This window comes from Peribacillus sp. NPDC097895, from assembly GCF_050277555.1.
In the GTDB taxonomy this organism is placed as follows: Bacteria; Bacillota; Bacilli; order Bacillales; family DSM-1321; genus Peribacillus.
This window is the reverse complement of record NZ_JBNNSH010000001.1, coordinates 293,700-319,727: the sequence shown is the minus strand read 5'-3', so window position 1 is coordinate 319,727 and position 26,028 is coordinate 293,700. Positions and strand designations below refer to the sequence as shown.

General features: G+C 41.9%; 21 protein-coding genes. 8 read left to right on the top strand and 13 right to left on the bottom strand.

Features of this window, described 5'->3' with window-relative positions; translation table 11 throughout:
• Positions 1-38 precede the first annotated feature (38 nt).
• The 7 genes from ACQKMH_RS01430 to kdgD all read right to left on the bottom strand — a co-directional run bounded on the left by ACQKMH_RS01430 (position 39) and on the right by kdgD (position 8,364).
• Positions 39-509, bottom strand: a complete 471-nt coding sequence (locus ACQKMH_RS01430; RefSeq protein ID WP_427585749.1) for a VOC family protein — start codon at positions 507-509, stop codon at positions 39-41.
• Between the two features lie 125 nt (positions 510-634).
• Entirely contained in the window at positions 635-1,087 is a 453-nt protein-coding gene (locus tag ACQKMH_RS01425; protein ID WP_427585748.1) for an N-acetyltransferase family protein, read from the bottom strand.
• Between the two features lie 194 nt (positions 1,088-1,281).
• The gene (gene garD, locus ACQKMH_RS01420) at positions 1,282-2,817 is read right to left on the bottom strand and encodes a galactarate dehydratase (RefSeq protein ID WP_427585747.1); all 1,536 of its coding nucleotides are present in this window, start codon (positions 2,815-2,817) and stop codon (positions 1,282-1,284) included.
• 164 nt (positions 2,818-2,981) lie between these two features.
• Complete coding sequence (locus ACQKMH_RS01415; RefSeq protein ID WP_427585746.1) at positions 2,982-4,301, bottom strand: MFS transporter; 1,320 nt, start codon at positions 4,299-4,301, stop codon at positions 2,982-2,984.
• A 216-nt stretch (positions 4,302-4,517) separates the two neighbouring features.
• Positions 4,518-5,867 (bottom strand): glucarate dehydratase family protein, encoded by a 1,350-nt coding sequence (locus tag ACQKMH_RS01410; RefSeq protein WP_427585745.1) that lies wholly within the window; start codon positions 5,865-5,867, stop codon positions 4,518-4,520.
• A gap of 83 nt (positions 5,868-5,950) precedes the next feature.
• On the bottom strand, positions 5,951-7,414 hold the full coding sequence (gene gucD, locus ACQKMH_RS01405) for an alpha-ketoglutaric semialdehyde dehydrogenase GucD (protein WP_427585744.1): 1,464 nt from the start codon (positions 7,412-7,414) through the stop codon (positions 5,951-5,953).
• Positions 7,415-7,431: 17 nt separating this feature from the next.
• Positions 7,432-8,364: a 5-dehydro-4-deoxyglucarate dehydratase gene (gene kdgD, locus ACQKMH_RS01400; RefSeq protein WP_427585743.1), complete on the bottom strand. Its 933-nt coding sequence runs from the start codon at positions 8,362-8,364 to the stop codon at positions 7,432-7,434.
• Positions 8,365-8,675: 311 nt separating this feature from the next.
• Between kdgD and ACQKMH_RS01395 the strand changes: the two genes are divergently transcribed.
• The 3 genes from ACQKMH_RS01395 (at position 8,676) to ACQKMH_RS01385 (ending at position 12,296) form a co-directional block, all read left to right on the top strand.
• The gene (locus ACQKMH_RS01395; protein WP_427585742.1) at positions 8,676-10,043 is read left to right on the top strand and encodes an MFS transporter; all 1,368 of its coding nucleotides are present in this window, start codon (positions 8,676-8,678) and stop codon (positions 10,041-10,043) included.
• A 30-nt stretch (positions 10,044-10,073) separates the two neighbouring features.
• Positions 10,074-11,432 carry a glucarate dehydratase gene (gudD, locus tag ACQKMH_RS01390; RefSeq protein ID WP_427585741.1) on the top strand — a complete coding sequence of 453 codons (1,359 nt, stop codon included), beginning with the start codon at positions 10,074-10,076 and terminating at the stop codon, positions 11,430-11,432.
• Positions 11,433-11,594: 162 nt separating this feature from the next.
• Positions 11,595-12,296, top strand: coding sequence for a FadR/GntR family transcriptional regulator (locus tag ACQKMH_RS01385; protein WP_230161395.1), 702 nt, complete (start codon positions 11,595-11,597; stop codon positions 12,294-12,296).
• Positions 12,297-12,702: 406 nt separating this feature from the next.
• On the opposite strand, the gene ACQKMH_RS01380 is transcribed toward ACQKMH_RS01385, so the two are convergent.
• From ACQKMH_RS01380 to ACQKMH_RS01370, 3 genes are all read right to left on the bottom strand, one after another.
• Entirely contained in the window at positions 12,703-13,602 is a 900-nt protein-coding gene (locus ACQKMH_RS01380; protein WP_427585740.1) for an NAD-dependent epimerase/dehydratase family protein, read from the bottom strand.
• A gap of 75 nt (positions 13,603-13,677) precedes the next feature.
• Positions 13,678-13,992: an ArsR/SmtB family transcription factor gene (locus ACQKMH_RS01375; RefSeq protein WP_427585739.1), complete on the bottom strand. Its 315-nt coding sequence runs from the start codon at positions 13,990-13,992 to the stop codon at positions 13,678-13,680.
• A gap of 101 nt (positions 13,993-14,093) precedes the next feature.
• Positions 14,094-14,852, bottom strand: coding sequence for an SDR family oxidoreductase (locus ACQKMH_RS01370; protein WP_427585738.1), 759 nt, complete (start codon positions 14,850-14,852; stop codon positions 14,094-14,096).
• Positions 14,853-15,045: 193 nt separating this feature from the next.
• On the opposite strand from ACQKMH_RS01370, the gene ACQKMH_RS01365 reads away from it, so the two are divergent.
• A complete protein-coding gene (locus tag ACQKMH_RS01365; RefSeq protein ID WP_427585737.1) occupies positions 15,046-15,672 on the top strand; it encodes a TetR/AcrR family transcriptional regulator in 627 nt (208 codons plus the stop codon).
• Positions 15,673-15,993: 321 nt separating this feature from the next.
• Here ACQKMH_RS01365 and ACQKMH_RS01360 read toward each other — a convergent pair whose 3' ends face one another.
• Positions 15,994-16,899, bottom strand: a complete 906-nt coding sequence (locus ACQKMH_RS01360) for a LysR family transcriptional regulator (protein ID WP_427585736.1) — start codon at positions 16,897-16,899, stop codon at positions 15,994-15,996.
• A gap of 122 nt (positions 16,900-17,021) precedes the next feature.
• On the opposite strand from ACQKMH_RS01360, the gene ACQKMH_RS01355 reads away from it, so the two are divergent.
• Positions 17,022-19,025, top strand: a complete 2,004-nt coding sequence (locus ACQKMH_RS01355; protein WP_427585735.1) for a YhgE/Pip family protein — start codon at positions 17,022-17,024, stop codon at positions 19,023-19,025.
• 82 nt (positions 19,026-19,107) lie between these two features.
• Positions 19,108-19,776 carry an MOSC domain-containing protein gene (locus ACQKMH_RS01350; RefSeq protein WP_427585734.1) on the top strand — a complete coding sequence of 223 codons (669 nt, stop codon included), beginning with the start codon at positions 19,108-19,110 and terminating at the stop codon, positions 19,774-19,776.
• Positions 19,777-19,893: 117 nt separating this feature from the next.
• Here the strand turns inward: ACQKMH_RS01350 and ACQKMH_RS01345 are convergent, their stop codons facing one another.
• On the bottom strand, positions 19,894-21,342 hold the full coding sequence (locus ACQKMH_RS01345) for a DHA2 family efflux MFS transporter permease subunit (RefSeq protein WP_427587477.1): 1,449 nt from the start codon (positions 21,340-21,342) through the stop codon (positions 19,894-19,896).
• A gap of 255 nt (positions 21,343-21,597) precedes the next feature.
• On the opposite strand from ACQKMH_RS01345, the gene ACQKMH_RS01340 reads away from it, so the two are divergent.
• Together ACQKMH_RS01340 and ACQKMH_RS01335 are read left to right on the top strand one after the other, a co-directional pair.
• Positions 21,598-22,497 carry a TetR/AcrR family transcriptional regulator gene (locus ACQKMH_RS01340; protein WP_427585733.1) on the top strand — a complete coding sequence of 300 codons (900 nt, stop codon included), beginning with the start codon at positions 21,598-21,600 and terminating at the stop codon, positions 22,495-22,497.
• A 319-nt stretch (positions 22,498-22,816) separates the two neighbouring features.
• Entirely contained in the window at positions 22,817-24,490 is a 1,674-nt protein-coding gene (locus ACQKMH_RS01335) for a ribonuclease J (RefSeq protein ID WP_427585732.1), read from the top strand.
• A gap of 53 nt (positions 24,491-24,543) precedes the next feature.
• Here ACQKMH_RS01335 and ACQKMH_RS01330 read toward each other — a convergent pair whose 3' ends face one another.
• The gene (locus ACQKMH_RS01330; RefSeq protein ID WP_427587476.1) at positions 24,544-25,881 is read right to left on the bottom strand and encodes an amino acid permease; all 1,338 of its coding nucleotides are present in this window, start codon (positions 25,879-25,881) and stop codon (positions 24,544-24,546) included.
• Between the last annotated feature and the right edge of the window lie 147 nt (positions 25,882-26,028).

Here is a 26,028-nt window from a genome sequence, read left to right as displayed (position 1 = left end):
ATTCTCCCATTCTTATTCTTAAAATTTTCGCCCATTTGTCATTCGTATTTTTCACTTCTATACTCATGTTCCCATTCACTTAAATACATACGATTCGTGATTTTTTTTGGATTCTCCAGTTTACTAATAAACTCCAAACTGTTTCCGTCTGGATCATTGAAGTGAATTTTAGCGTGGGCATATTCCCCGTGCGGCATCACGAAAGGTTCAATTGGTTTAAATCCAAAAGCCTCTCTTGGCGCATAGCCTCTATCTTCAAGCCATGCGACTGAGCACTTTAGATCTTCCAATGATACTTGAAAAGCGATGTGCCGTAGGGAGGGATGATACTCAACCTCCACTTTTTCCGTTTCCCAAAGCCCCAACCAACTTTTGTCCTTTTCAATCCATAGAAAAGCCAGGTTGTCTTCAACCTTATGATCTAACTGCAAACCAAGCCCTTCATAAAATGCTATGGAACGATCCAAATCACGAACCGGTAAATGTGCTTCATATAAACCTCTTATCATGGAATCCCCCCTATTAGTCAAACCTATCCGCATCATTCGATTACCTATTAGAACTACAGGCTTCACCCGGTCTTAACAAAAATATTAACAGTAGATTAAAAGGCCGCCGGATAAAAACGATTGCATTAAAGCTTCATTTTCAGCCCTTCATGAGTCGCCGTGAACCCTAAATGTTCATAAAAACGCAGCGATTCCTCCCGCTTTTTATCAGTCGTCAGCTGAATGATATGGCAGCCCCGCTTCTTTGCACGCTCTATTGCGAATTGAATCATCTTTCTGCCTATACCTTTCCCGCGTTCTGAAGATGCCGTTCGAACCCCTTCAACCGTCGCTCTCCAACCACCTTGATGTGTAAGATAAGGAGTGAAAGTGATCTGTTGCACCCCAATGATTTCCTCACCACGGCATGCAACAATCAATTCATTATTCTGATCTAAATCAATTGCTTCAAATGCCTTTAGATAGCTTTTTGGAAGAGGATTTTCATGGCGCTCCCTATTCCTGCCCAATACATCGTCGGCAAGCATCTGAACTATCTCACTTAAGTCTTTTACTGTCGCATTCCTGAATGTGATCATTCTATCCCTCCTGATATGCACCTCAGTATCATCCTTTTTCGTCATGATGAAATCCAATCTTTCATTAATAACTTCTGCTAATAATCCCGCGGTCCTCTTTTCTGGAGGAAATATAATGACGGTTGTAAAAATTGGGCCAACAAAAAAAGGACCAACTTCCCCTATTAAAAGGAAGTCCGTCCAGTAAATCATTATTAGGTAATTGGCGCAGGATTAAACAATGCCAAATCATTATGCAGACCCCAATGCTCTGCCCAGGTTTTCTTTTTACCACTGGCCACTTCCAAAATAAGGTGAAATATTTCCCACCCAACTTCCTCTATGGTTGCTTCTCCAGTAGCGATGGTTCCAGCATTTATATCAATCAGATCTTTCCATTGCTCGGTCAATGTATTTCTTGTAGAAACTTTAATGACGGAAGCCACTGATAGATTATAGGGTGTCCCTCTTCCAGTCGAAAAAACTTGAAGGTGCATACCGGAAGCAAGTTGTAACGTTCCGCAAACAAAGTCACTAGCTGGTGTTGCTGCAAAAATCAGACCTTTTTCAACAGCTTTTTCACCTGGAGCCAGTACGCCTGATATAGGGCTGCTACCTGATTTGGCAATGGAGCCTAATGATTTTTCCACTACATTGGCCAATCCGCCTTTTTTATTTCCGGGCGACGGATTGGCACTTCGATCAGCATCACCCAAAGCTAGGTAGTTATCATACCAATCCATTTCCTTTATTAAGGCCTTTCCTACTTCTTCATTCACTGCACGAGGCGTCAATAAATGAATCGCATCCCGTACTTCCGTGACTTCAGAAAATAGAACGGTTGCCCCTGCTCTAACTAACAGATCTGTAGCATATCCAACTGCAGGGTTAGCAGTCACACCAGAGAATGCATCACTTCCTCCGCACTGCGTCCCGATGATTAATTCGGAAACCGGAAACGTCTCCCGCTGCCTGCGGTTCAACTTCATTAATCGTTCCTCCGCCATTTCCATGATGGATTGAACCATTCCCGCAAACCCCTGCTGATCCTGAAGTGAAATGATATCTGAATCGTCCCCGCTTGGATTTATTCTCATCGGAGACAGTTTTTCACAACCCAAACCGACTACCAAGGCTTCCCCGCCGAAATTAGGGTGTTTCGCAAGGTTCTGTATAGTGCGGATGGGAATAACCGCTTCCGGTGCATTGATTGCGACTCCGCAGCCATAGTTGTGATTTAAAGCGACAACATCTTCAACATTCGGATACTTCGGGAGAATCTCTTTTTTTATCCGGTTCACGACGAAATCCAAAACGCCTACTACACATTGAACGCTTGTTGTAATGCCTAATATATTCTTAGTTCCAACACTGCCATCTTCATTGCGGAATCCTTGAAATGTATATCCTTCCAATGGGGGCAAAATTTTGGGTATATCATTTGCTACCGGTAATTCCCTTAAATCTGGAGATGCCGGCAATATCACCAATGACTCGTCAATCCAACTGCCCTTACTGATCGATTTTGCCGCATAACCGATAACTTCTCCATAGCGGATGATGGTTTCATTCTCGACAATATCCATTAAAGCAACTTTATGACCTTGTGGTATTCTTTCTTTCAATTCAAGCCCACAAGGGAATACGGTTCCTTGATCCAAGCCCCCGGTATTAACTACGATGGCGACATTGTCCATCCTATGTACCTTAATATAAAGCGGTACCTCCGTTAGTTGCGTTTTCGTATCCACTTTACCAACCCTTTCAATATAATAAGCTAGCAAACTTGTCTGATATAGTTATAAAGGTTGCTTTTTAAATGGCTTCAATTATATTCCTTATGCTTTTAGGGATCTTCATTACAACTTTTAACTTACGTATTTTATTTTCAATAAGTTTGTTCTCTTTTCCTATGTTAATTTTTATCTATTAATACGATTCTTTCAGGTTTATTTACTATGAAAATATAGGATAGAGCTCCTACGAACAATACACTTGCAACAAAGATTAGGGCACCACTAAAAGAATTTGTTTTGGCTAAAATAAATCCAATGACAAGTGGTGTTACAATACCTGCGATATTCCCAATGGTATTAAAAATACCGCCAGTTAATCCAATAAGTTCTTTTGGTGCCATATCACCGACAAGAGACCATGTAAGTCCTGCCAAACCTTTTGCGAAAAAGGCAATGGACATGATTAGGATAAGAAGAAAAATATTTGAAGTAAAGTTAGCTAATACGATTGTGCTGGATAAAAGAAACCCTGTGATAATCGGTGTTTTACGTGCAACAGCGAGCGATTTTCCTTTTTTTAATAATAGGTCAGAAATGAACCCACCAGCGATACCTCCAAAAAATGCTCCTATATATGGTACCGATGCTGCAAACCCTGTTTGAATCAGAGATAAACCCTTCTCCGTTACGAGATAAGTAGGGAACCAAGTTAAGAAAAACCAAACAATTGTATTCAACGCATACTGACCAATATAAATTCCGACCATTTGTCTGTTTGTCAACAATAGACGGATATCAGACCCATTCACTTTTCTTTTTTCTTCTTTATTTGCTAAGCCTCCACCTGAATTAATATAATCGATTTCCGCTTGATTTACACGAGGATGGTTGTATGGTTCACGTACAAATACAAACCATAAAATTGCTACAATGATACCTGCTCCTCCTGCAACAAAGAAAACATCGTGCCAGCCAAACTCTTGTAAAATCCATGCCATGACTGGTGTGAAAAGTGCTAATCCAAAATATTGTGCAGAGTTATAAATCGATACTGCTCGTCCACGTTCATGTTGTGGAAACCACATCGTTGTCAATCTGCTATTTCCAGGAAAAGATGGAGCTTCAGTAATACCAACCAAGAATCTTAAAATGAATAACCCAAGTAAGGTGCTAATAAATCCTTGAAAAAAAGTAAATGTGGACCACAATAATAAAGCAACACCATAAACTTTTCGTGCTCCAAACCGATCTAGTAACCACCCGCCTGGAATGTTAAATGCGGTATAAGCCCAGTTAAAGGCTGAAAAAGCGACTCCCAATTTCACTGCATCGAAAGCAAGGTCTTCTTTCATTACTGGAGCAGCTATACCCAACGCAGAACGGTCAATATAATTTATAACGGTCACGATAAATAACATTGCAAGTATGATAAAACGCACATTGGTTTTTTTAGGGTATTCATTTTCATTGCTGAGGCGTTGAGCACCGCTACTGTTCATCAAGCTTCCTCCTATTTTTGTTTTTTCTAGTAACACGCCGCGCAGCTTAATACCTTTTATTTTTTCTCATTGAGTTTGAATTTAATAAAGTAAGGGCTTACAATTAATGTTTTTTTAGCAACTACCATGAGTAGAATGTAATACTTTCATCTTTATTAGATAGAAATATTAATTCTTTTACTCATGGTAATTACCCATTCTTTTCATTCGAAAAGTTTATCTCACCAAACATGGTTTTTTAGAGTTATATTTCCACTCTTTAATTAGATATTGCATAGATGTTGAATCATCACGGTCATGATAAGGCAGACTACGATATAATTCATTTGCTTTCATAACTTTATCCATATTTATTTCTACACCTAAACCAGGTTTATCAGGCAGTTTAATGACTCCATCTCTAATTTGTAAAGAATCATCACATAATTCTTGGCCATCTTGCCATATATAGTGTGTATCAATTGGTGAAATATTTCCTGGTGCAGCAGCTGCTACCTGTGTAAATGCCGCTAATGTAATATCAAAGTGGTTATTGGAATGTGAACCCCATGTCAAGCCCCAATCATTTAATACATGTGCCATACGGATACTACCATTCAATGTCCAGAAATGAGGGTCAGCTAACACAATATCGACTGCTCTAAGTGCTGCTGCATGATGGAATTGACGCCAATTTGTAGCAATCATATTTGTTGCAACAGGTAGACCAGTTGCAATCTTAAATTCAGCCATTATTTCACGGCTAGAGAATCCCGCTTCAGGACCACAAGGGTCTTCAATATAAGCAAGTATATCTCCTTTACCTTTGCAAAACTTTATGGCTTCTTCCAATGACCATGCACCATTTGGATCAAGATTGATTCTTGAATCAGGGAATGCTTCATGTAAAGCTTGAATCGCTTCCATTTCTTCTTCTCCACGAAGTACTCCACCTTTTAATTTGAAACTCTTAAACCCATAACGATCTTCAGCTGCTTTTGCTTGAGCTACAATTCCTTCAGCTGTTAACGTTTCAATTCGTCTAACACGATCCCAATCATCCTTAAATTGTGTTTCACGTAAATAATGAAGATCGAGTTTTTCCATATCTGCGATATAGAATAAATAGCCTAAGAAAGGTACTTCTGTCCGTTGAATACCTCCATCGCCAAGTAATGCTGCAATTGGTTTATTAACAAATTTACCAAGTAAGTCCATCATGGCGCATTCAACAGCAGCTTCTGCTTGCACAACAAATTTTAAATTGGCTAAATTTAATCCTTGTAATCCTTCACCAGAGTCACCTTTTATACTCAAACCACCCTTACGTATTGCAGTAATACAACCTCTATAATTGGCAATCTCTTGTCCTACCACAAATGGACGATAACTTTCTATCATTCTAGTAATATCATCGCCGCCATGAATCTCACCGATGCCTGTATTCCCCGTTTCATCTTCTAAAATAACAATATTACGAGTAAAATAAGGAGCATGACAGCCACTTAGTGTGAGTAGCGCACTATCATAACCTGCTACTGGAATAACCTTCATATCTGTAATAATTGGCGATCCCTGCGATTTCATCTTATAACTTCCTTTCATAAGTACTCTAATCATTAATACGAAAGCCTTATCTATTGATCGCATTCACGTTATATGGAAATTTATCATTTTACAAACACCGTTTTAATGGATGTAAAAAACTCTTTTGCTGCTTCTCCTTGTTCCCTGGAGTGGGAGCTGGAGTTTTTCATGCCGCCAAATGGCGCCTGCAATTCAACGCCTGCACTCTCAGCGTTAACCCTGATCAATCCCGCTTCCATATCGTTAACAAATGAAAGCAAATGTTTGATATTGGCTGTAAAAATCGAAGCACTAAGGCCGTATTCCACGCTGTTCGCAAGTTGCAGGGCTTCTTCAACTGAATCAGCTTTCAATAAAGCAATCACCGGGCCAAAAATTTCTTCCTGTACAATTGTCATATCTGACGTGCAGTTATCAAAAATCGTAGGCTCTACATAAAAGCCATTTGCCTGAGTGCCTTCTTCAGCACGCTTTCCGCCAATTAGAAGTATAGCGCCTTCTTCCACTCCTTTTTCAATATAGGAAAGAACTGTATTTAATTGATTTTCGCTAGCACATGGTCCCATCCATGTCCCGCTGTCCAATCCATCCCCGATGGAAATGCCTTTCGTTTCTTCCACCAGCAACTGTTTGAACTCTTCATAAACTTCAGCTGCAACAATGACACGGCTTGTCGCGGTACATTTTTGACCCGTCGAGCGAAAAGCACCTGTAATGACTGCTTCTACAGCCAGATTAAGATCCGCATCCGCTGCAACGATTACCGGGTTTTTCCCGCCCATTTCAAGCTGGTATTTCGCTCCACGTGCCAACGCCGCTTGTCCAATCCTTTTTCCAACGCCGTTTGAGCCGGTAAAGGTAATGCCGTTTACATCTTCGTGATCGGCGATGCCCTGCCCAATGACACTGCCCGGCCCCGTGACCATATTGATAACTCCCGCTGGTAAACCGGCTTCTTCAAAACACTCCATAATCTTTGCACAGGTGATGGCCGTCTCGGTGGCTGGCTTCACGACAATCGTATTCCCATATATGAGAGCAGGAGCCATCTTCCAGATTGGGATGGCGATTGGGAAATTCCAAGGTGTAATGACGCCCACTACACCAAGCGGGACGCGCGTCGTGAACATAAGCGCTGAACTGTCGGTAGATGGAATGACATCCCCCACTTTACGCATTCCTTCTCCTGCATAGTATTTCAGGATCGCAATACCGCGTGCCGTTTCCCCTTTTGTTTCAGCAAAGGTCTTTCCCATTTCCCTAGTTGCACATTCTGCGATTTCATCCATCCGCTTTTCAAGAATTTGCGCTACTTTATATAGATACTCCCCGCGCTCTGAACCAGCTAGTTTGCGCCATTTTTCTTTCGCCTTTTTCGCAGCTTCCACAGCAAGGTTCAAGTCATCCTTGGTAGATTTTTGTACATATCCGACAAGTGCCTGTTTATCTGCCGGGTTTAAACTTTTTTCAACTTCATTTGAAATGGAAGCAACCCATTCACCGTTAATATAGTTAAGATATGTTTTTGTTTGAACAGTAGTTATCATATATAATCCCGCCCTTATTAGATTGATTGAATTGTTGTTTCTTTTGGAAAACGATCTAAAGCATGTTCTAATATTTTTTGCATTTCTGCATAATGTTCTTTTTCCACCGGAAGAATTGGTAATCTGACTGTTTGCCCAACCGGCATGCCCATAATCTCCATACCTGCTTTAATGAGAGAAACGGCATACCCTTTTCGCTGACGGCGAATGTTGTTGATTGGCATAATGACCTGTTGGTAAATTTCATTGACCGTTTCTTGATCTCCACTCAAAATGCCATTATAGAATTTTCGTGAGATGTGCGGGATGTAATTGGATATCGCAGATGAGTATGAATCAAAGCCAAGTGGAACGTAGGCTGACATGGTAACTTCCGCAAGTGGCATTCCATTCAGCCAGCCGAAACGTTTTCCGAAGGTTTGTGTAAGGAGTCCATTCAGCTCCATATTGCCTAGACCGTCTTTGACGCCGACCACCTGAGGGACCTCCGCGAGCGCTTCCAAAGTTGAAATTGAAAATGACACATTATCACGCTGATATACTATTGAGTTTAAGTCTGTACTTTCTGAGATGGCTTTGAAATAAGCCGCCAGACCTGCCTGTTCTCCAGTAACGAGATATGGAGGTAATATTAAATAACCATCTGCCCCTCTATCCGCTGATATTCTGGCAAGTTCCAGAGAAGTTTGAATATTGCCTCCTACCCCTGTGTAAACAGGGACTTTTCCAGCCGTGACGGATACGGCTACCTCCACCATCGCTTCATATTCCTCTTTACTTAACGATGGATATTCTGCTGCTGCACATGCCACGAAAATGGCCTCGAGTCCCTCATCTATTAAAAATTGGATATTTTGGGCGAGTGCTTGTTCATCAAGCTTATTACTCGTTGTGAATGGTGCCACGGGAAATCCGAGAATCCCTTTAGGTGCCTTGCGAATCTTATTCATTATTTATTCCCCCTTGTGTATTATTGTTTTATTGTAAGACAAATATACCGTTCGGTCAATTGTATTTTTATTATTTTCTGAAAAATCCAACATCACTTCATAACTCAATAATTTTGCTTCTACTTTATACAAAAAAACGGAAAATGAAGGAGCGGAAATGAAAAACGATTTTAAAAAAATAGTCATTGACAAACAATTTCATTTGTCTTACCATTGGACAAAACTAAATATTAAGAATTTTCACAAAGGGGGAAGCGATTAAGTTTGTAAGCGGTATCAAATAAATAAAATACGTTTAAGGAAGTGAGTATATGAACGCTGAAGAAAAAGTTTTCCAAGCATCTACTAAACTGCCAAATGCCCAGAAAAAAACGCGCACACGATGGTTCATTGTCTTCATGCTCTTTTTGGTTACCGCTCTGAATTATGCAGATCGTGCGACGCTATCAATTGCGGGAACGGATATGTCAGGTCAGCTTGGACTCGATTCAGTCATGATGGGCTATGTTTTCTCCGCTTTCGCTTGGTCTTACGTAGCTGGACAAATTCCAGGAGGATGGCTTTTAGACCGTTTTGGCTCAAAAAGAGTTTACTTTTGGAGTATCACGCTATGGTCTTCCTTTACGCTTTTACAAGGATTGATCGGGTTTCTCGGTTCTGCCGGAACAGCTGTCATGGTATTGTTCGGACTCCGTTTTTTAGTTGGATTGGCAGAAGCTCCTTCCTTCCCGGCCAACAGCCGCATCGTTGCTACCTGGTTCCCAAGCCATGAACGTGGAACCGCGGCTGCCACTTTCAATTCAGCCCAGTATTTTGCAACAGTTCTCTTCGCACCGATTATGGGATATATTACGTATAAATTTGGTTGGGAATATGTCTTCTTCTTTATGGGCGCCTTGGGAATCATCGTTGCTTTCATCTGGATGAAAACGATTTATGGACCAAAGGAACATCCGCGTATCAACAAAGCTGAGCTTGAATATATCGAAGCAGGCGGCGCTTTGATTAATATGGATCAAACTACTACAACTACAAATAAGGAGGAAAAGAAAGGCGTCAACTGGAATCATATTAAGCAGCTTTTATCAAACCGTATGCTGTTAGGTGTTTATCTCGGACAATATTGCATTACAACATTAACGTACTTTTTCCTGACTTGGTTTCCTGTGTACCTTGTACAAGAAAGAGGCATGACCATTCTTGAAGTTGGACTCGTCGCTTCCCTTCCAGCCATTTGTGGATTTTTTGGAGGCATTCTCGGTGGGACATTCTCGGATTTCTTGTTACGGAAGGGATTCTCATTGACTGTCGCTCGAAAAATGCCAATTGTTGTTGGGATGCTTCTATCGATGAGCTTAGTGGCTGCAAACTATGTAGATACGGAATGGGTTGTTATATTCGTTATGGCCCTTGCATTTTTCGGTAAAGGATTCGGGGCACTCGGCTGGGCGGTAGTTGCCGATACCTCACCAAAAGAAATGTCCGGTATCAGTGGGGGGCTTTTCAACACATTCGGTAACATTGCAGGTATCACAACACCGATTATTATCGGATACATCCTTGCCACAACGGGGTCATTTAATGGGGCACTAGTCTTCGTATGTGCTAATGCTCTTGTCGCGGTCTGCAGCTATTTATTCCTTGTTGGTGAAATTAAACGTGTAGAGTTAAAATCATAGATAACTAAATATTCTGTCAGGGGGAAAATTATGAATAATCAATTGCTTAAGGATAATGTGAAAATCGGCACACCGGTCATTTCGGAAATGAATGTCATTCCAGTTGCGGGCCATGACGGCATGCTTCTGAACTTGAGCGGTGCCCATGCTCCTTATTTCACCCGGAACATTGTCATTTTAAAAGACAATGCGGGTAATACAGGTGTAGGTGAAGTTCCTGGAGGCGAAAAAATTCGCCAGACACTCGAAGATGCCAAACAATTGGTTGTCGGCCAGTCCATTGGGACATACAACAACATTCTAAATACCATCCGTAAGCAGTTTGCGGACCGGGATGCAGGAGGGCGCGGCCTTCAGACGTTCGATCTCCGTATAGCCATTCATGCCGTAACAGCATTGGAAGCGGCACTTCTTGATTTAGTCGGACAATACTTAGGTGTACCAGTCGCAGCCCTTCTAGGAGAAGGACAGCAGCGTGATAAGGTAGAAATGCTGGGCTACTTATTTTATTTAGGTGACCGTAAGAAAACAGATCTTGGTTATATAAGCGAACCGGAAGCGGAAGATGACTGGATTCGCCTCCGTCATGAGGAAGCGCTGACACCCGAAGCGATTGTCCGCTTGGCAGAAGCCGCCCACTCTCGCTATGGATTCAATGATTTTAAATTGAAAGGCGGGGTTTTGCGCGGGGAAGAAGAAATCGAAGCGGTGACGGCACTTGCGGAACGCTTCCCTGAAGCCAGGATCACCCTTGACCCAAATGGCGGCTGGCTACTTGAGGATGCGATTAAACTTTGCCGGAACCAGCATCATGTTTTAGCCTATGCGGAAGATCCATGCGGAGCGGAAAATGGCTTTTCCGCCCGGGAGATCATGACGGAATTCAGGCGCGCAACGGGCCTTCCCACCGCTACTAATATGATCGCAACGGATTGGAGGCAAATGGGGCACTCCATTCAACTTCAATCCGTTGATATTCCTCTTGCTGATCCGCATTTTTGGACGATGCAAGGCTCCGTCCGCGTCGCTCAAATGTGCAAGGAATGGGGATTGACATGGGGATCACACTCCAATAATCACTTTGACATTTCACTTGCCATGTTTACACACGTTGCAGCAGCGGCACCAGGAAAAATCACTGCGATCGATACCCACTGGATTTGGCAGGATGGGCAACGTTTGACGAAAGAACCTTTTAAAATTGTCGGTGGAATGGTGGATGTCCCGTCCAAACCCGGACTTGGAATTGAATTGGATATGGAACAAATCGAGAAGGCACATCAGCTTTATAAACAAAAAGGGCTTGGTGCCCGTGATGATTCAATGGCTATGCAATACCTGGTCTCCGGGTGGAAGTTCGACCCAAAATCACCTTGCCTTGTCAGATGATTTTTTTCCAACAATGCGTGCGTCTCTCTCTATAGAGCGACGCATTTTACTTTTTTGGGGGCATAGGCCTTCTCTTCCTCACATGCAAATAAGTGTATTATATTATATAATTAGTCTTACAGTAAAAATACATATCGGATTTCACAGAAAAGGGGTTACATAATGGAAGAATCGTCAAAGAAATTAGGCGTACAATCGGTACATCGCAACACTCTTTCACAACAAGTCGTGGATCAAATTGTGCATCTGCTCGTCAGTGGACAAATGAAAGCAGGCGACAAACTGCCTCCTGAAATGGAACTTATGAAAGAACTTGAAGTTAGCCGACCGGTTTTACGGGAGGCGCTCAGTGCACTTGATACGTTAGGGGTCATTACAAGGAAAACGCGTGAAGGAACCTTTTTTAACGATAAAATCGGTACGCATCCATTCTCTGTTATGCTGGCGCTTGCTACGGATAATTTACCTGCAATCATCGAAGCACGAATGGCATTGGAGTTGGGATTAGTAACAATGGCTGCCGAGAAGATCACAAACGAACAACTAGAGAAACTCCAAGTTACGATTGACACGATTGCCAATAGTGAAGACAACGATTATGGAGAGGCTGATAAAGAATTCCACAAGATCATTGCTTTAAGTGCGAACAATCCTATTATCGAAGGTATGATCGATTCCTTATTAATTACCCATAATAAAATAAATAGCCTGATCCAATTCAGAGAACGGGAATTGACAGTAAAGTATCATAAAGCAATTTATGCGGCACTTGCAGCCCATGATCCACATGAAGCATTCAGCCAAATGTACAAGCACCTTGATTACGTACGTCAGAAAGTCCTTCAATATTCTCACGCCAATTAATATATCGTTTGAGAGGTATCGCAGCAAACTAATGGATCACTCAATGATCCAATTTCATAGGGAAAGTGGATTTTTTCTAGGAACTTATTTTGCTTCCAAGATTTCAGAGTTCAACTTATCTTTTAAATCCAATTGATAGCATAATTCTTTTTGAGAAAAACTGGATAGTAGTTGAACTATCCAGCCCCCACTTATCCACTTTCGATTGAAATGACAATGTCAGGAGCAACCCATTAGCTCCCGGATGAAGTCGACATCTTCCTCTTACAAATTGTCTGGCTAACAAGGAATGTTACCACAGCAATTGACCAACATCCCCATCCAATTGTATGGCATTACCTACCAGGGATCCATTCAAAAAAATGCATCCCTGCTTACTGGCAGGAATGCATGTATTAGTACTTATTTAATCGTTCATTCTACTTATCCAACTCATAATGGATTCCTCTTTTGGCTTCCATCCAAGTAATTCCCTGGCATGCACAGCTCTTACCCGGCTGTTGGAGGCAATGGCAAAACGAGCCCAGTCACCAAGTTCCTCAATGGCCTCATCCATCGGCCAACTTAATGTTCTTCCCCCATAACCAAGTGCCTCACTGATTGCTGCGGCAAGATCGCCATAAGATTCTTCCCCATTTTCTGCATAAAAAACAGATGCAGCCGGTGCTTTTTCCAGAAGCAATTGATACAACCTGGCCAAGTCCTTTATATGGACATTAGACCACCGATTCACTCCCTTTCCAACATGGACACCAGCCTTCAATTCACGGGATTTACGAATAATTTTTGGTAATTGATCACTTTCCGTTGGCAAACCGAGTGAGTCTCCGTAAATCATCGAAGGACATAGTACAACTGCCCTGATTCCTTGTTCGATACCTGCCCTCCTGATTGAAGAATTGATTGAAACACGTTCTTGCCTTATATCCATAGGAACGAATGGAGTATCATCACTATATATTTGCGTGCTTGTATAGTCACCTCGAGCATCATCGCCTACTACACTTGAACCAGAGGTATGCACAAATGTTTTTCCTGTCCCCTTCAATGCATCGATAAAAGTTTCTACTGCTTGACGATTATCAGAATCAGCGGCGTTAATGACAGCATCACTTTTTTCTGCATACATTGTAAGGATATCTTTGTCTTCCAACGTTCCTTTAACAGGGATAATGCCCAGCTTTTTGATATCGTCCAATTTTGACGAGTCCCTGACCAAGCCATAAACCGTATTCCCTTCATCCGCTAGATATTTACCAACTGACCCACCAATGTAACCTGTAACTCCTGTGACGAAAATATTCATAAAATAAACCTCCGTTTTTCATTTATTTATTTATATATCTATAAATTTCGATATATTATTTAAAAAAAGAACCTATTAAAGTTCTTCATTTAACAGGTTACAGAATTCTTTAATGACTTTCTCATTTCTTCTATAGTAAGTCCATTGACCATGTCTTTCAGATTCCAATAAACCAGCCCTTTGTAGCGTTGAAAGATATAGGGATATCGTTGATTGTGATAAGCCGGCCTTTTCTTGGATATCACCGACACAAACACCTCCCTTTTCATTGATATTCTTCGATAAGTGGGCAGTAGGTTTATCGAAATGCTTTTCTGGTTCTTTTAACCACTCTAGAATTTCCAAGCGATTCTCATTGGAAAGTGCTTTTATTATATTTATTTTATCCATGACCCTATGTTAATCGAATTTTATCGATATGTCAATATGCAGGGATATTTCGAAAAAACAGGACCACCTCACCCCTGTGCAGTGGTCTGTTTACATTCGATTTAATAAGCACTCCAACCAGCATCTGCCGTGATGACAGTACCATTGACAAAGCTGGAATCATCCGAAGCCAGGAACAAGGCAATTTTCGCGATTTCCTCAGGTTTTCCATTGCGTGGATTGATGGCCATTCCCAATTGCTGACGAGATGCACCGAATCCATTGATATTCGTCATGCTTGAGCCAATATTTGTTTCAACTCCGCCTGGTGCTATCGCATTACAGCGAATTCCTTTATCTGCATACATGAAGCCGGTGTTTTTTGTGAAGCCAACCACTGCGTGTTTCGAGGCAGTGTATGCTCCGCCTGCACGAGCACCATATAAACCGCCGGCAGAAGCAATATTGAGGATGACTCCTTTTTGTTTTTCTAAAAAGATTGGTAACACCTTTCTTGTCGAACGCATGACGCTTGTCGTGTTAATTGCAAAAATCCGGTCCCATTTAGAATCTTCAATATCTCCGGCAGGTTCCATGCCATCCATGATACCCGCGTTATTCACCAGAATATCAACCGTACCATACGTACTGACTGTCGTATCGATCAAATGTTGAATATCTTGTTCTACCGCAACATTCGTTTTAATCGCAAATGCCATTCCGCCAGTTGCTTTTATCTCTTCTACCGTAGCGTTCGCACCATCGAGATTTAAATCCGACACGACAACTTTAGCCCCTTCTCGAGCATAAAGTATGGCAATTTGTTTTCCCATGCCTGATGCTGCACCTGTAACGACTGCAACCTTGTCCTGTAATTTCATGTAATCTCCCCCATATTCAATCTAGTAAAATCGCCACTTATTGTACAGATGTTCATTAACTAACTTCCTTTATAGTATAATTAGTTTCAATAAGGTTATACAATCAGCAAATGCAGCTCTCGATGTTGAACAATGAACACATATGATTCATTTTGTTTATTATAAGTCCAAAAACGAACAAAGGATGAGAAGAATGTCCAATAATAACACGGGGATCGATAGAAGGGTCAGGAAATCCAAAAAGACTTTAAAAGAGTCCCTCATATCATTAATGCAAACTAAGGATTTTAGGGAGATATCCATTACTGACATTGTAGAACTCGCCGACCTTAATCGCGGTACCTTCTATAAACATTATCAGTACAAAGAAGAACTGCTTGAAGAAATCATGGAGGATGTCATAGCCGATTTGATCATATCTTACCGGGAACCTTATAAAAATGGTGATACCTTTACCATCAATGAACTAACGGCATCAGTCATCAAAATATTTGAACATGTAGCTAACTACAAAAATATTTATACTCTCGTTCTAAAGTCGAATGCATTGCCAAAACTACACGATAGAATTTGTAATGAATTAAAGAAACTGCCTTTAGAGGACCTAGAAGATCATCGGCCAAACCCTAAGATTAATACAGAACTTGCCTCCAGCTACCAAGCCTATGCCATTTTAGGCATGATTATCGAATGGGTCAACACTGGCTTCACATATAGCGCCGACTATATGGCTGAACAATTACTAGAATTCATAACCAATAAGCCGGTTAATGCTGTTTATAAAATAAACCATATATTTAATAATGATGGACAGCAATAAGAGGGCTGCATTGGCAACCCTCGAAAATTCCAAATGAAGAAACTTCTTATTACATTTAATTTATAGGAAAACCGATTAATTCGTCCTTCAGCCCTTTAATTCGTCCCACAAACCATTTAATTCGTCCTTCAACCCTTTTATTCGGCCCACAACCCATTTAATTCGTCCTTCAACCCTTTTATTCGGCCCACAACCCATTTAATTCGTCCTTCAACCCTTTTATTCAGCCCACAACCCATTTAATTCGTCCTTCAACCCTTTTATTCGGCCCACAACCCATTTAATTCGTCCTTCAACCCTTTTATTCGGCCCACAAACCATTTATTCGTCCTTCTTCAACCTAGCGGTGTTGACGGCAGAGAAGTAGTCCATGACAAATGAACGGAATTGCTTGGCTACTGGTGTGAAGTAGCGTTTTTCCGACCAGCCGAGACCGATTGTTCTTTGACATGCTGGTTCGGTTATCCGAATTTTATGGGAAAGTGATCCGGTTTGATGCAGCCATGTCAATTCGGATACAAAGGCTACGCCCAATCCTTTCCTGACAAGGTCGGAGATGACAGCAGGTTCATCGCCTTCGAACGCGATGTGCTGGACAAATCCAGCTTCGAGGCAAAATTGGTCGGTTAGGCTGCGGAATCCAAAGCCTGTGTTCATGCTGATGAATGGTTCATCTTTCACTTCATGGAGTTGGATGCTCTCCCTGCCAGCCAACCGGTGATTGGGTGGCACAATCAGATATATTTCTTCGGTGATCAGCGGTTCCCACTTAATGTCCGGGCCTTCAATCGGAACGGATGAAATACAATAATCGATTTCCGCTTCTATTAGCAGCTGTTTCATGGATGATATGGATTTTAGGAATTGTTGGAAGCGGACATCTGGATATTTGGATAAAAATGTCCCCAATAAATCAGGCAGGACCCTAGGAATGGTAACAGCCAACGTGATGTTCTTTTGGTCTTGATCTGTTAGTTCCACGATTTCCCGTCTTCCTTCATTCAGTTCCGCAAAAGCCCGATCGACCCGGTTCAAGAATATTCTTCCGGCTGCATTGAGCCTGATTTTCCGGTGTTCCCGATCGAATAATGAAACTCCCAAATCCTCTTCAAGACGGGAAATGGTTTTACTGAGGGATGGCTGAGCAATTTGAAGTTGTTCCGCTGCCTTCGTCATATGTTCCAGGCGCGCTACGGTTTGAAAATACTGAAGCTGTAATATTTCCATCTTCCCACTCTTTTCGTATAGATTTAAATCTATTATTACATAACCAATTATGTATTATACAGTATCAAAAAAAGCCATTATGATGAAATAATCTCATTTAGTAAGAAAGGGAAGGCTCAATAATGAAAGGTTTACAACTAGTACTTCAAGATATAAAAGCAATGTGGAAACATAAACATGGGAGAATCGCATTGATTTTCCTTTTGGTTGTTCCATTGATTTACTCAGGTTTCTTCTTGGCAGGATATTGGAACCCTTATGGGAAGTTGGATCAGCTCCCAGTAGCAGTGGTCAATCTCGATAATGGCGCGGAAATGGACGATAAACCAATCGAAGCGGGAGATGACTTCGTTAAACAATTGAAGAAGCAGAAAGAATTGGACTTTCATTTTGTATCGGCAAAGACGGCTGATACAGGTCTTAAAGAAGGCACCTACTATATGGTCGTCACGATCCCGGATGACTTTTCGGAAAATGTCACGACTTTAATGGATAAAAAACCGGAAACGGCTAAACTTTTGTATTCGGTCAATCCAGGTAAGAACTTCGTGGCCTCACAGATCAGCACGACTGCTGTTGAAAAAATGACCACAAAGATCAATGCAAGCATTACGAAAGTCTATTCTGAAGGCATTCTTTCGAAATTCCAGGATGTTTCTAAAGGATTGGCAGATGCTGGGGATGGAGCGGAAGAGCTACATCAAGGAACGGCAGATGCCAAAAGCGGCAGTGAGAAATTGAATGATGGCATTCAGGATTTGAATGATGGAGCACACAAGCTGCAAACAGGAAGCACCAAGCTCATGGATGGTCAAGAGCCCTTAGCTGATGGTGCGGAGGGTTTAACATCAGGTTCACAGAGCTTGTATTCCGGCATGAAGCAGCTAACGGATGGACATCAATCATTGGAAATCGGGATGAACGAAGTAAATCAGGGTGTTAAAAACTGGTCAGCCGGAAATGCAAAATTGGTGCAAGGACAAGAACAGGCGGCCGATACAGCAAACACTCTTAAGAAACAATTGGATGCCTATATCAAAAGTCATCCAGATACAATGCAGGATCAAGACTTCAAGCAAATCCTTGCCCTATCAGAAGGATTGTCCAAAGCAGCCACCTCTTTAAACGCTGGACAAAAGCAGCTGGGCGAAGGTGCGGCTAAAGTGGCAGATGGTCAAGACAGCATTCAAACCGGGATGAAAACCTTTGGTGATAAAATGGCACAAGCTACCTCGGGTGCCAAACGATTAAACGAAGGATCTGTGGATTTCACCGATGGATTCTCTAAATGGACAAATGGTTTTTCCACTTTAAATACAGGAATCGATTCGCTTGCCGGCGGAAGCAGTCGCCTCGCCAGTGGATCGACGGAACTACAAGACGGACTGGCTTCACTGGAAACGGGATCAAACAAGTTATCGTCCAAGCTTAATGAAGCTGCCGATAAAACAGCCAGTCTTCAGTACGACGATTCGACGACTTCGATGTTCTCTGAACCTGTGGAATTGGTCCAATCCAATCTTTCGGAAGTCCCTAACTATGGAACGGGAATCGCTCCTTATTTCCTGTCTCTAGCCTTTTATGTAGGCGGCATTATGGCCTCCAATATCTTGCCGCTTGGCCGCAGACAGAACCTTAAGGTTACCGGAACCGTTCATTTTACGAATAAACTGGGACTGGTCTATGTAATCGGATTGATTCAGGCACTTATTGTGGATGCAGTCGTTCTCCTTGGATTCCATTTACATGTGGCCAGTGTCCCAGTATTCATTCTTTCAAGCATCATCGTTTCCTTTACCTTCATGACGTTCATTCTCATGTTGGTGACCGTATTCGGAGTGGTCGGCAAATTTGCGGCCGTAACCCTTCTCGTGTTCCAATTGGCTACCTGCGGCGGAACATTCCCGGGTGAACTGGGCATGTCAGTATTAACAAAAATCGGTCAATTTTTACCAATGGCCCACTCCTTACAGGAACTTCAAGAAGTCATTTCATTAGGAGGCTGGGAAAACTTACGGACGCAGATATGGATCTTACTTGCCTATCTCGTTTCTGCTGCGATCATCGGCTGGATCACCAGTCATATCCAGCATGCAAAAGTGAATGCAGAGGAAGTTATATCTTGACCCAAAGCGCAGTGCTAAATGGCACTGCGCTTTTCCTTTTTGTATAATGGGAATAAATAGAATTCCGGAGGGGGAATCGGGGATGCATGAACAGCAATATGAACTGAAGTCACTGAATATGGGTAAAACGCAAACCTACCATTTCGGTAAAAAGGTTTATCGATCCGCCATTAAAAAGGAGCCAGTGGATGGCCCCATTTTTTTAAGCAAAGTAGGATTGGTTGGGGATGAACAGGCTTATGAACACCACGGCGGTGAAAATAAAGCATTATGTTTATACCCCTACGACCATTATGATCACTGGAAGCCCTCTTTCCAAAATATGATCGATACAGCTCAATTTGGAGAAAATATTACGGTTCGGGGCCTAACGGAGGACAAAGCCCATATCGGTGATATCTTTTCTCTTGGAGAGGCCATTATTCAAGTTTCCGAACCACGTAATCCTTGTTATAAACTGGCAGCGAAATATGAAGTGCCTAGTTTGATCGTCCAAGTTAGAAATACGGGTTATACGGGATTCCTGCTAAGGGTGTTGAGGGAAGGAATGATTTCTTCCAACGACCGGATGGTATTAATCGAGCCTCACCCACAACAGGTTTCTGTCGCATTAGTGAATGATGTTAAATTCCATGACCGTTTTAATCCTGATAAAGTGAATAAGGTCCTACATGTCAAAGAATTATCTGAAAGCCTTCATCGTGCCATTAAAGAACAGTTCGAATCTGGAAGAAAAAACGGTTGGGGCTGATGGAATGTGAGGTGAATGATTGAGTTCTAGGACGATTTTCCGATTATAGGACAATTTAATGATAAAAATCAATAAACAAGGCCCCTATTCACATAGGGGCCTTGTTTTATGTTTCCTTTAAGCGGTTTGATTTTTTTTCTCAGCAGGCTTTTCTTCAGCCGGCCATGCGCGCTTAATGAATAATGTCAGAATCAGTGCCACTGCAACAATGAAGGTGGATACAAGGAAGGAGAAGTTTATTCCATCGAGCATCGCCTGCATCCCGATTTGGGCCTGCATTTGTTCCATCATCTCAGCAGTGGGCTGGCTTGTTAGTTTGCTCATTGCTTTGGTCATTAAAGTCTCACCGGAAGATGCGGCATGGTTTGACATGACCGTTACAAGCAATGCTGTACCGATTGCACCGGAGATTTGGTTCAGCGTGTTATTCATGGCTGTACCATGCGGGTTCATACGGGCTGGCAGCGAGTTCAATCCATTTGTCATGATCGGCATCATGGCCATGGACAGCCCGAATGCACGAACGGAAAACAGGATCACAATATGTGTATAAGAAGTGTCCATTGATAATTTACTGAAGAAATACGTTGTGACCGCGGTGATAAGCAAACCGATAGAAGCAAGCACGCGAGCACCGAACTTATCGAAGAGCTTTCCGGTGACCGGTGACATGATGGCCATTAATAGTGCACCAGGCAGCATCAGCAATCCTGAATCAAATGGTGAAATGCCACGGACGGTTTGTATATACAGCGGCATCAAGATCATTCCCGAGAACATGGACATATTCAGCACGATTGAAATCGTAGCAGATAAAGCGAACATCGGATGTTTGAAGATCTTGAATTCAAGCATCGGTGTTTCCATTTTAAGCTGGCGTGTAATGAAAAGGATCAGGGAGATGGCACCGACAATCAATGTTCCATAAACCCAAGGACTATCCCACCCCTTGCTGCCTGCCGAACTGAATCCGTAAAGCAGGCCGCCAAAGCCTAAGCTCGATAGAATGACCGATAATATATCGATTTTAATATCGACTTTTTCCTTTTTGTCTTTAAGTTTTAAGAAGCCGAGAATAAGCACTAGTAATGCAAGCGGAGTAATGAAATGGAATAGCATTCTCCAATCATAATGTTCGATGATCCAGCCTGAAAGCGTCGGCCCGATTGCAGGGGCAAACATCATGACTAATCCGAATAATCCCATTGCCGAGCCCCGTTTTTCAACAGGGAATGCAGTTAAAAGTACGTTCATTAATAATGGCATCATAATTGCCGAACCGGCAGCCTGAACCATACGTGCGCTCAATAATAGCGGGAATGCATGCGCTACACCTGCAACGATCGTCCCGATTGAAAATAGGAGCATGGCTGTCAGGAAGAGATTACGTACCGAATATTTTCTTATTAAGAAGGCTGTAGTCGGAATCATGATTCCATTTACGAGCATGTAGCCCGTCGTCAGCCATTGGACTGTGGAAGTCTCTATTCCCAGGTCTATTTGAATTGATGGCAGTGCAATATTTAAAAGGGTCGAGTTCAATATCGATATAAACGCCCCGATCATCAAAATGACCAAAATGACATTTGACCCGTTTTTTTCTTTTGTTTGTGCAGTACTCACTTTTTATCTATTCCTCCATTCAAACTGTTGGTTCATTTAATTGTACGATAGGTATATCCCAATCACATAAAATCAATAATATACCCACAGTTCATTTTTTGCAATAAAAATTTATTGGTTTAAATAAGGGTTTGTGCTGTGATGGAAAATAGAGTACGATTACATTTATACAAGCAGTATAATTGAAAATCAGGTGATATGATGAATAATCGAAGGCAGAATGTTATCGATACGGCTCATAAGCTGTTTATTGATAAAGGCTACCAAGCCACGTCCATCCAGGACATTTTAGAAGGCAGCGGCATTTCCAAAGGTACATTCTATAATTATTTCCCTTCCAAGGGAGAATTATTTATTGCCATTTTCCGTTCCTTCTATAAAAGGATTCTCCACGAACGAGAAAAACTATTGGTTGATCAAGATTCAGCAGATATTGAAATTTTCATCAAGCAGCTCGAACTGCAAATGATGGAGAACAAACAAAGTAAAATGCTTATTCTGATCGAAGAAGTCCGCGTTTCAAACGACGATGAATTAAAACAATTCATCAATGAGGCCCTTTTATTAAGCATACGCTGGATGTATGAACGTTTTCTCGATATTTTCGGGGAAAGCAAAAAACCCTATCTTTTAGATAGCGTCATTATCTTTCATTCGATGATGACCCATATAAATCATTTTAATTATCGTGCTAATGCGGAAGGTTCCTCGGAAGTACAGATTATCCGCTACTGCATGAACAGAATTGTCCATTTAGTCGACGAAGTGGCAGAAAACGGAGAACAGATCCTGAATCCGGAACTAATCGATACGTGGTTTCCAAAATTTAAAAATCATCTTAACCCATGCCATAATGAATTGCTAAACTCCACCTCTGAATTGAAAAAAGCGATTAACAAAGCCTTCCCATGCGGTGAAAATAGAACAAGAGCCATTGAACTTGTCGATTTTATCCAAGACGAGCTGATGCAGTCCGACAATCCGCGGAAATTTTTGATAGAAAGTTTGCTGCTCACGCTAAAGACAAAATATGCCGTGCAGGTCCCTGCATGCATGGAGAACTTTGAAAAAAGCATCAACTCTTGTCTGTACCAATGAAAGTCGGAAGATTTAATGAGGTTGCATAATAAGACAAGCACCTGCTGAAAAATGCAGGTGTTTTTTTCACTTTATTTGCCGCTATAGGTGGATTTGCTGCAAGTATTTTTGCACAGTCGGGTATTGATGATTCACACGAATCCCTCCAATTTGGCCAACGTGTGAATATCCCTGGGTCACAGTGCATTCATTTCGGCAATAGCTTGTTTTCAGCCCTCCTCCCTTTATGGAAAAAAACATCTTGTAAAGAAAGGATAAGTGTTGGTTTTATAAGCATGGCCTAAGGAAAGACTAGCCTTATAAAAGGAGGTCTAGCTATTTGAGTGCGAATAAAAGTACTTTGTCCATTCTTGCGTTAGGCGGAGTGAATGAAATCGGAAAAAACATGTACGTTGTTCAATATTCAAACGATATCGTCATCATTGACTGTGGTTCCAAGTTTCCTGATGAAAGTTTATTAGGAGTAGACTTAATCATTCCTGATATTTCCTTTCTTCAGGAAAATAAGGATAAGATCCGGGCTCTAATTGTGACTCATGGGCATGAAGATCATATTGGCGGTATTCCCTATTTCTTAAAAAAATTGAATGTACCCATTTATGCTACACGTTTAACACTTGGTTTGATTGAATTGAAGTTAAAAGAACATAACCTTTTGGGTGATACGCAATTAATCCAGATCGACTCGGACTCAAAGTTGGAATTTGGGGAGATGGTTATGGACTTTTTCAAAACGAATCATAGTATACCCGATTGCCTTGGAGTCACCATCCATACGCCAGAAGGCACGGTTGTTCACACAGGGGACTTTAAGTTTGACTTGACTCCCATGAATGATCAGTATCCTGATATTCATAAAATGGCCAAAATCGGGAGTGAAGGTGTCTTGGTTTTATTATCTGAAAGCACGAACGCAGAACGTCCCGGCTCCAGTCCCTCGGAACATTTGGTTGGCAGCCATATTGAAGAGGCCTTTATGCAGGCTAAACAGAAAGTCTTTCTTTCAACCTTCGCTTCAAATGTTAATCGTGTACAACAAGCAGTGAACGCTGCTCAGAAGACAAACCGTAAACTAGCCTTAATTGGACGAAGCATGGTGAACGTCGTATCCGTTGCCATTGAACGCGGCTACCTCGAGGTTCCTGATGGGATGCTTATCCAACCACAAGAAGTAGATAATTATGCTCCAGAAAGGGTCGCGGTTTTATGTACAGGAAGTCAAGGCGAGCCATTTGCTGCCCTTTCTCGCCTTTCCAGTTCGAATTATCGGGACATGAGTATATTGCCTGATGATACAGTGATTCTTGCCTCCACTCCAATACCCGGAAATGAACGGGATGTTTCACGTATCATCGACAACCTGTTTCAACTGGGTGCCAAAGTCATTTACGGTTCTGGGACTGTAACGGGCATGCACGTTTCCGGACATGCCTATCAGGAAGAATTAAAGCTCATGCTTACCCTGATGAAACCTAAGTATTTCATACCCATTCACGGTGAGTATCGGATGTTGCACCAGCATCGATTACTAGCTGAATCTGTCGGGGTGGAGAAGGACCATACTTTCATCATCAATAATGGCGATGTCGTGGATATTGAAAACTCCGTTGCCCGTCAAACAAGAAAGGTGGCTGCCGGCAATACCTTTGTTGACGGTGTGGGCGTTGGTGATGTTGGAGAAATCGTACTGCGGGACCGGAAGCAGCTTTCCGAAGATGGAATGCTCGTAATCGTCATAACACTAAGCAAGACGGAAAGAAAAATAGTATCAGGACCCGATACCATTTCCCGTGGATTTGTATATGTTCAAAATTCCGAAGACCTCCTTAAACATGTAAATCGTCTTGTCACGAAAACGGTCAACGACTTACAAAGTGAAAAAATATACCGGTGGAACATCATCAAACAAACCATAAAGAAGGAACTGGGGCAATATCTCTTTAACCAAACTAAGAAAAAGCCAATGATCCTACCGATCATTATTGAAATTTAGCATCACAAAGCTCAAAAAAATGGAACTCAAGGCTGTTCAGTCGAGTTCCATTTTTAATCAAGGTTCGATTTACTTGCTCTTGCAGCCATGGCCTTGTTCTTATTCCAAACCTTGAACATCATGAAAAGAGCGGCTAGTCCTATGATAACGACGAATATGAGGCTTATGAAGAATCCAGGACGGATCTCTTTTTCAAGCAAAGTTCCACTGACCGCAGCAACAATTAAAAGAAGCCCGAAAACTGCCGTAATCTTACTCCAAATCTTACCTTCCAAAATTTTAAATGAAGAAAGAATGATGAAGGCCCAGTTATACAGCAGTAATATACCAGCTGATGTTGTAATGTATTCATAAATCTTGCCTGGCAGGAGCAAGGCAGTGATGATTGATCCTAAAAGGCCTATGGCGCCAAGCCCCAGTGAAGGTAATGGAAGGTCCTTGAATTTTTTGATCTTTTGCATGAATAATGCGGGTGCATTCCCATCATTGGATAGAGTTACCAATAAATTTGTCACACCAAATAATGAAGCGGTCATTGTCGAGAAACCGGCAATGATGATTGCACCGTTAAAAACATGCGGAAAAAATGTCAGGTGATAACTATCCAATGCCGTAACAAAAGGGCTTTCTTTTTCACTGAATGCGCCTAACGATACCATGGTGACGGCTAACCCCAATGAAACGACATAGATGATTGTCAAAACCAAGAGCATGATGGTCCCTGCCTTTGGCGCATCTTCCTTCTTTTTCAGTTGCATCGCCATCAACCCAATCACTTCAATGCCGCCAAACGCATAAAAAGCATAAATAAGCGATGTCCAAAACCCTTTTAGTCCTTTAGGAAATAACTCACTGTACGTATTCGGAAATGACGGGGGCTTGTCTCCATCTAGTCCAAACCAACCGACAACTGCACAGATAGCGATAATGATAAACATGACGATCGCAGCTGTCTTAATGACCGCAAGGATGTTTTCCACTCTGTCGAACCCTTTTGTTCCAAGCAATACCACAACTATTGAAACAACAGCAAACCCGGTTGCAAACAACCATAGCGGAACTTTCGGCAACCAAAATTGGGATAATAGCGAAAGGGCAGTCAGCTGACTTCCCATGATCAATATATTGGAGGACCAATAATTCCAGCCACAGCTAAAGCCTGCCCATCTTCCAAATGCTTTATTGGCATAATAACAAAAAGAACCCTCTTGAGGATCCGCAGCCGTCATCTTAGCAAGTAAATTATAAACGATGTATGTACCCAGTGCAGCCAATACAAATGAAAAGACAATAGATGGACCCGTTGTTTTAATGCCTATTGTCGATCCTAGAAAATACCCTGTCCCGATCGTACAGCCTACACCAACCAATGATAGCTGCCACCATTTCATATCGCCATTTTGTTCGCCGGAGGTACTGGAATCTGTCCCAATCTTACCTATTGATGAACTGCAATTGGCATCTTTCATTACGCTCCCCCTTTCCATCATTCATAGTGTTGATAAAGCCATATTGAATTATGCAAGGAAGAAGTTTTC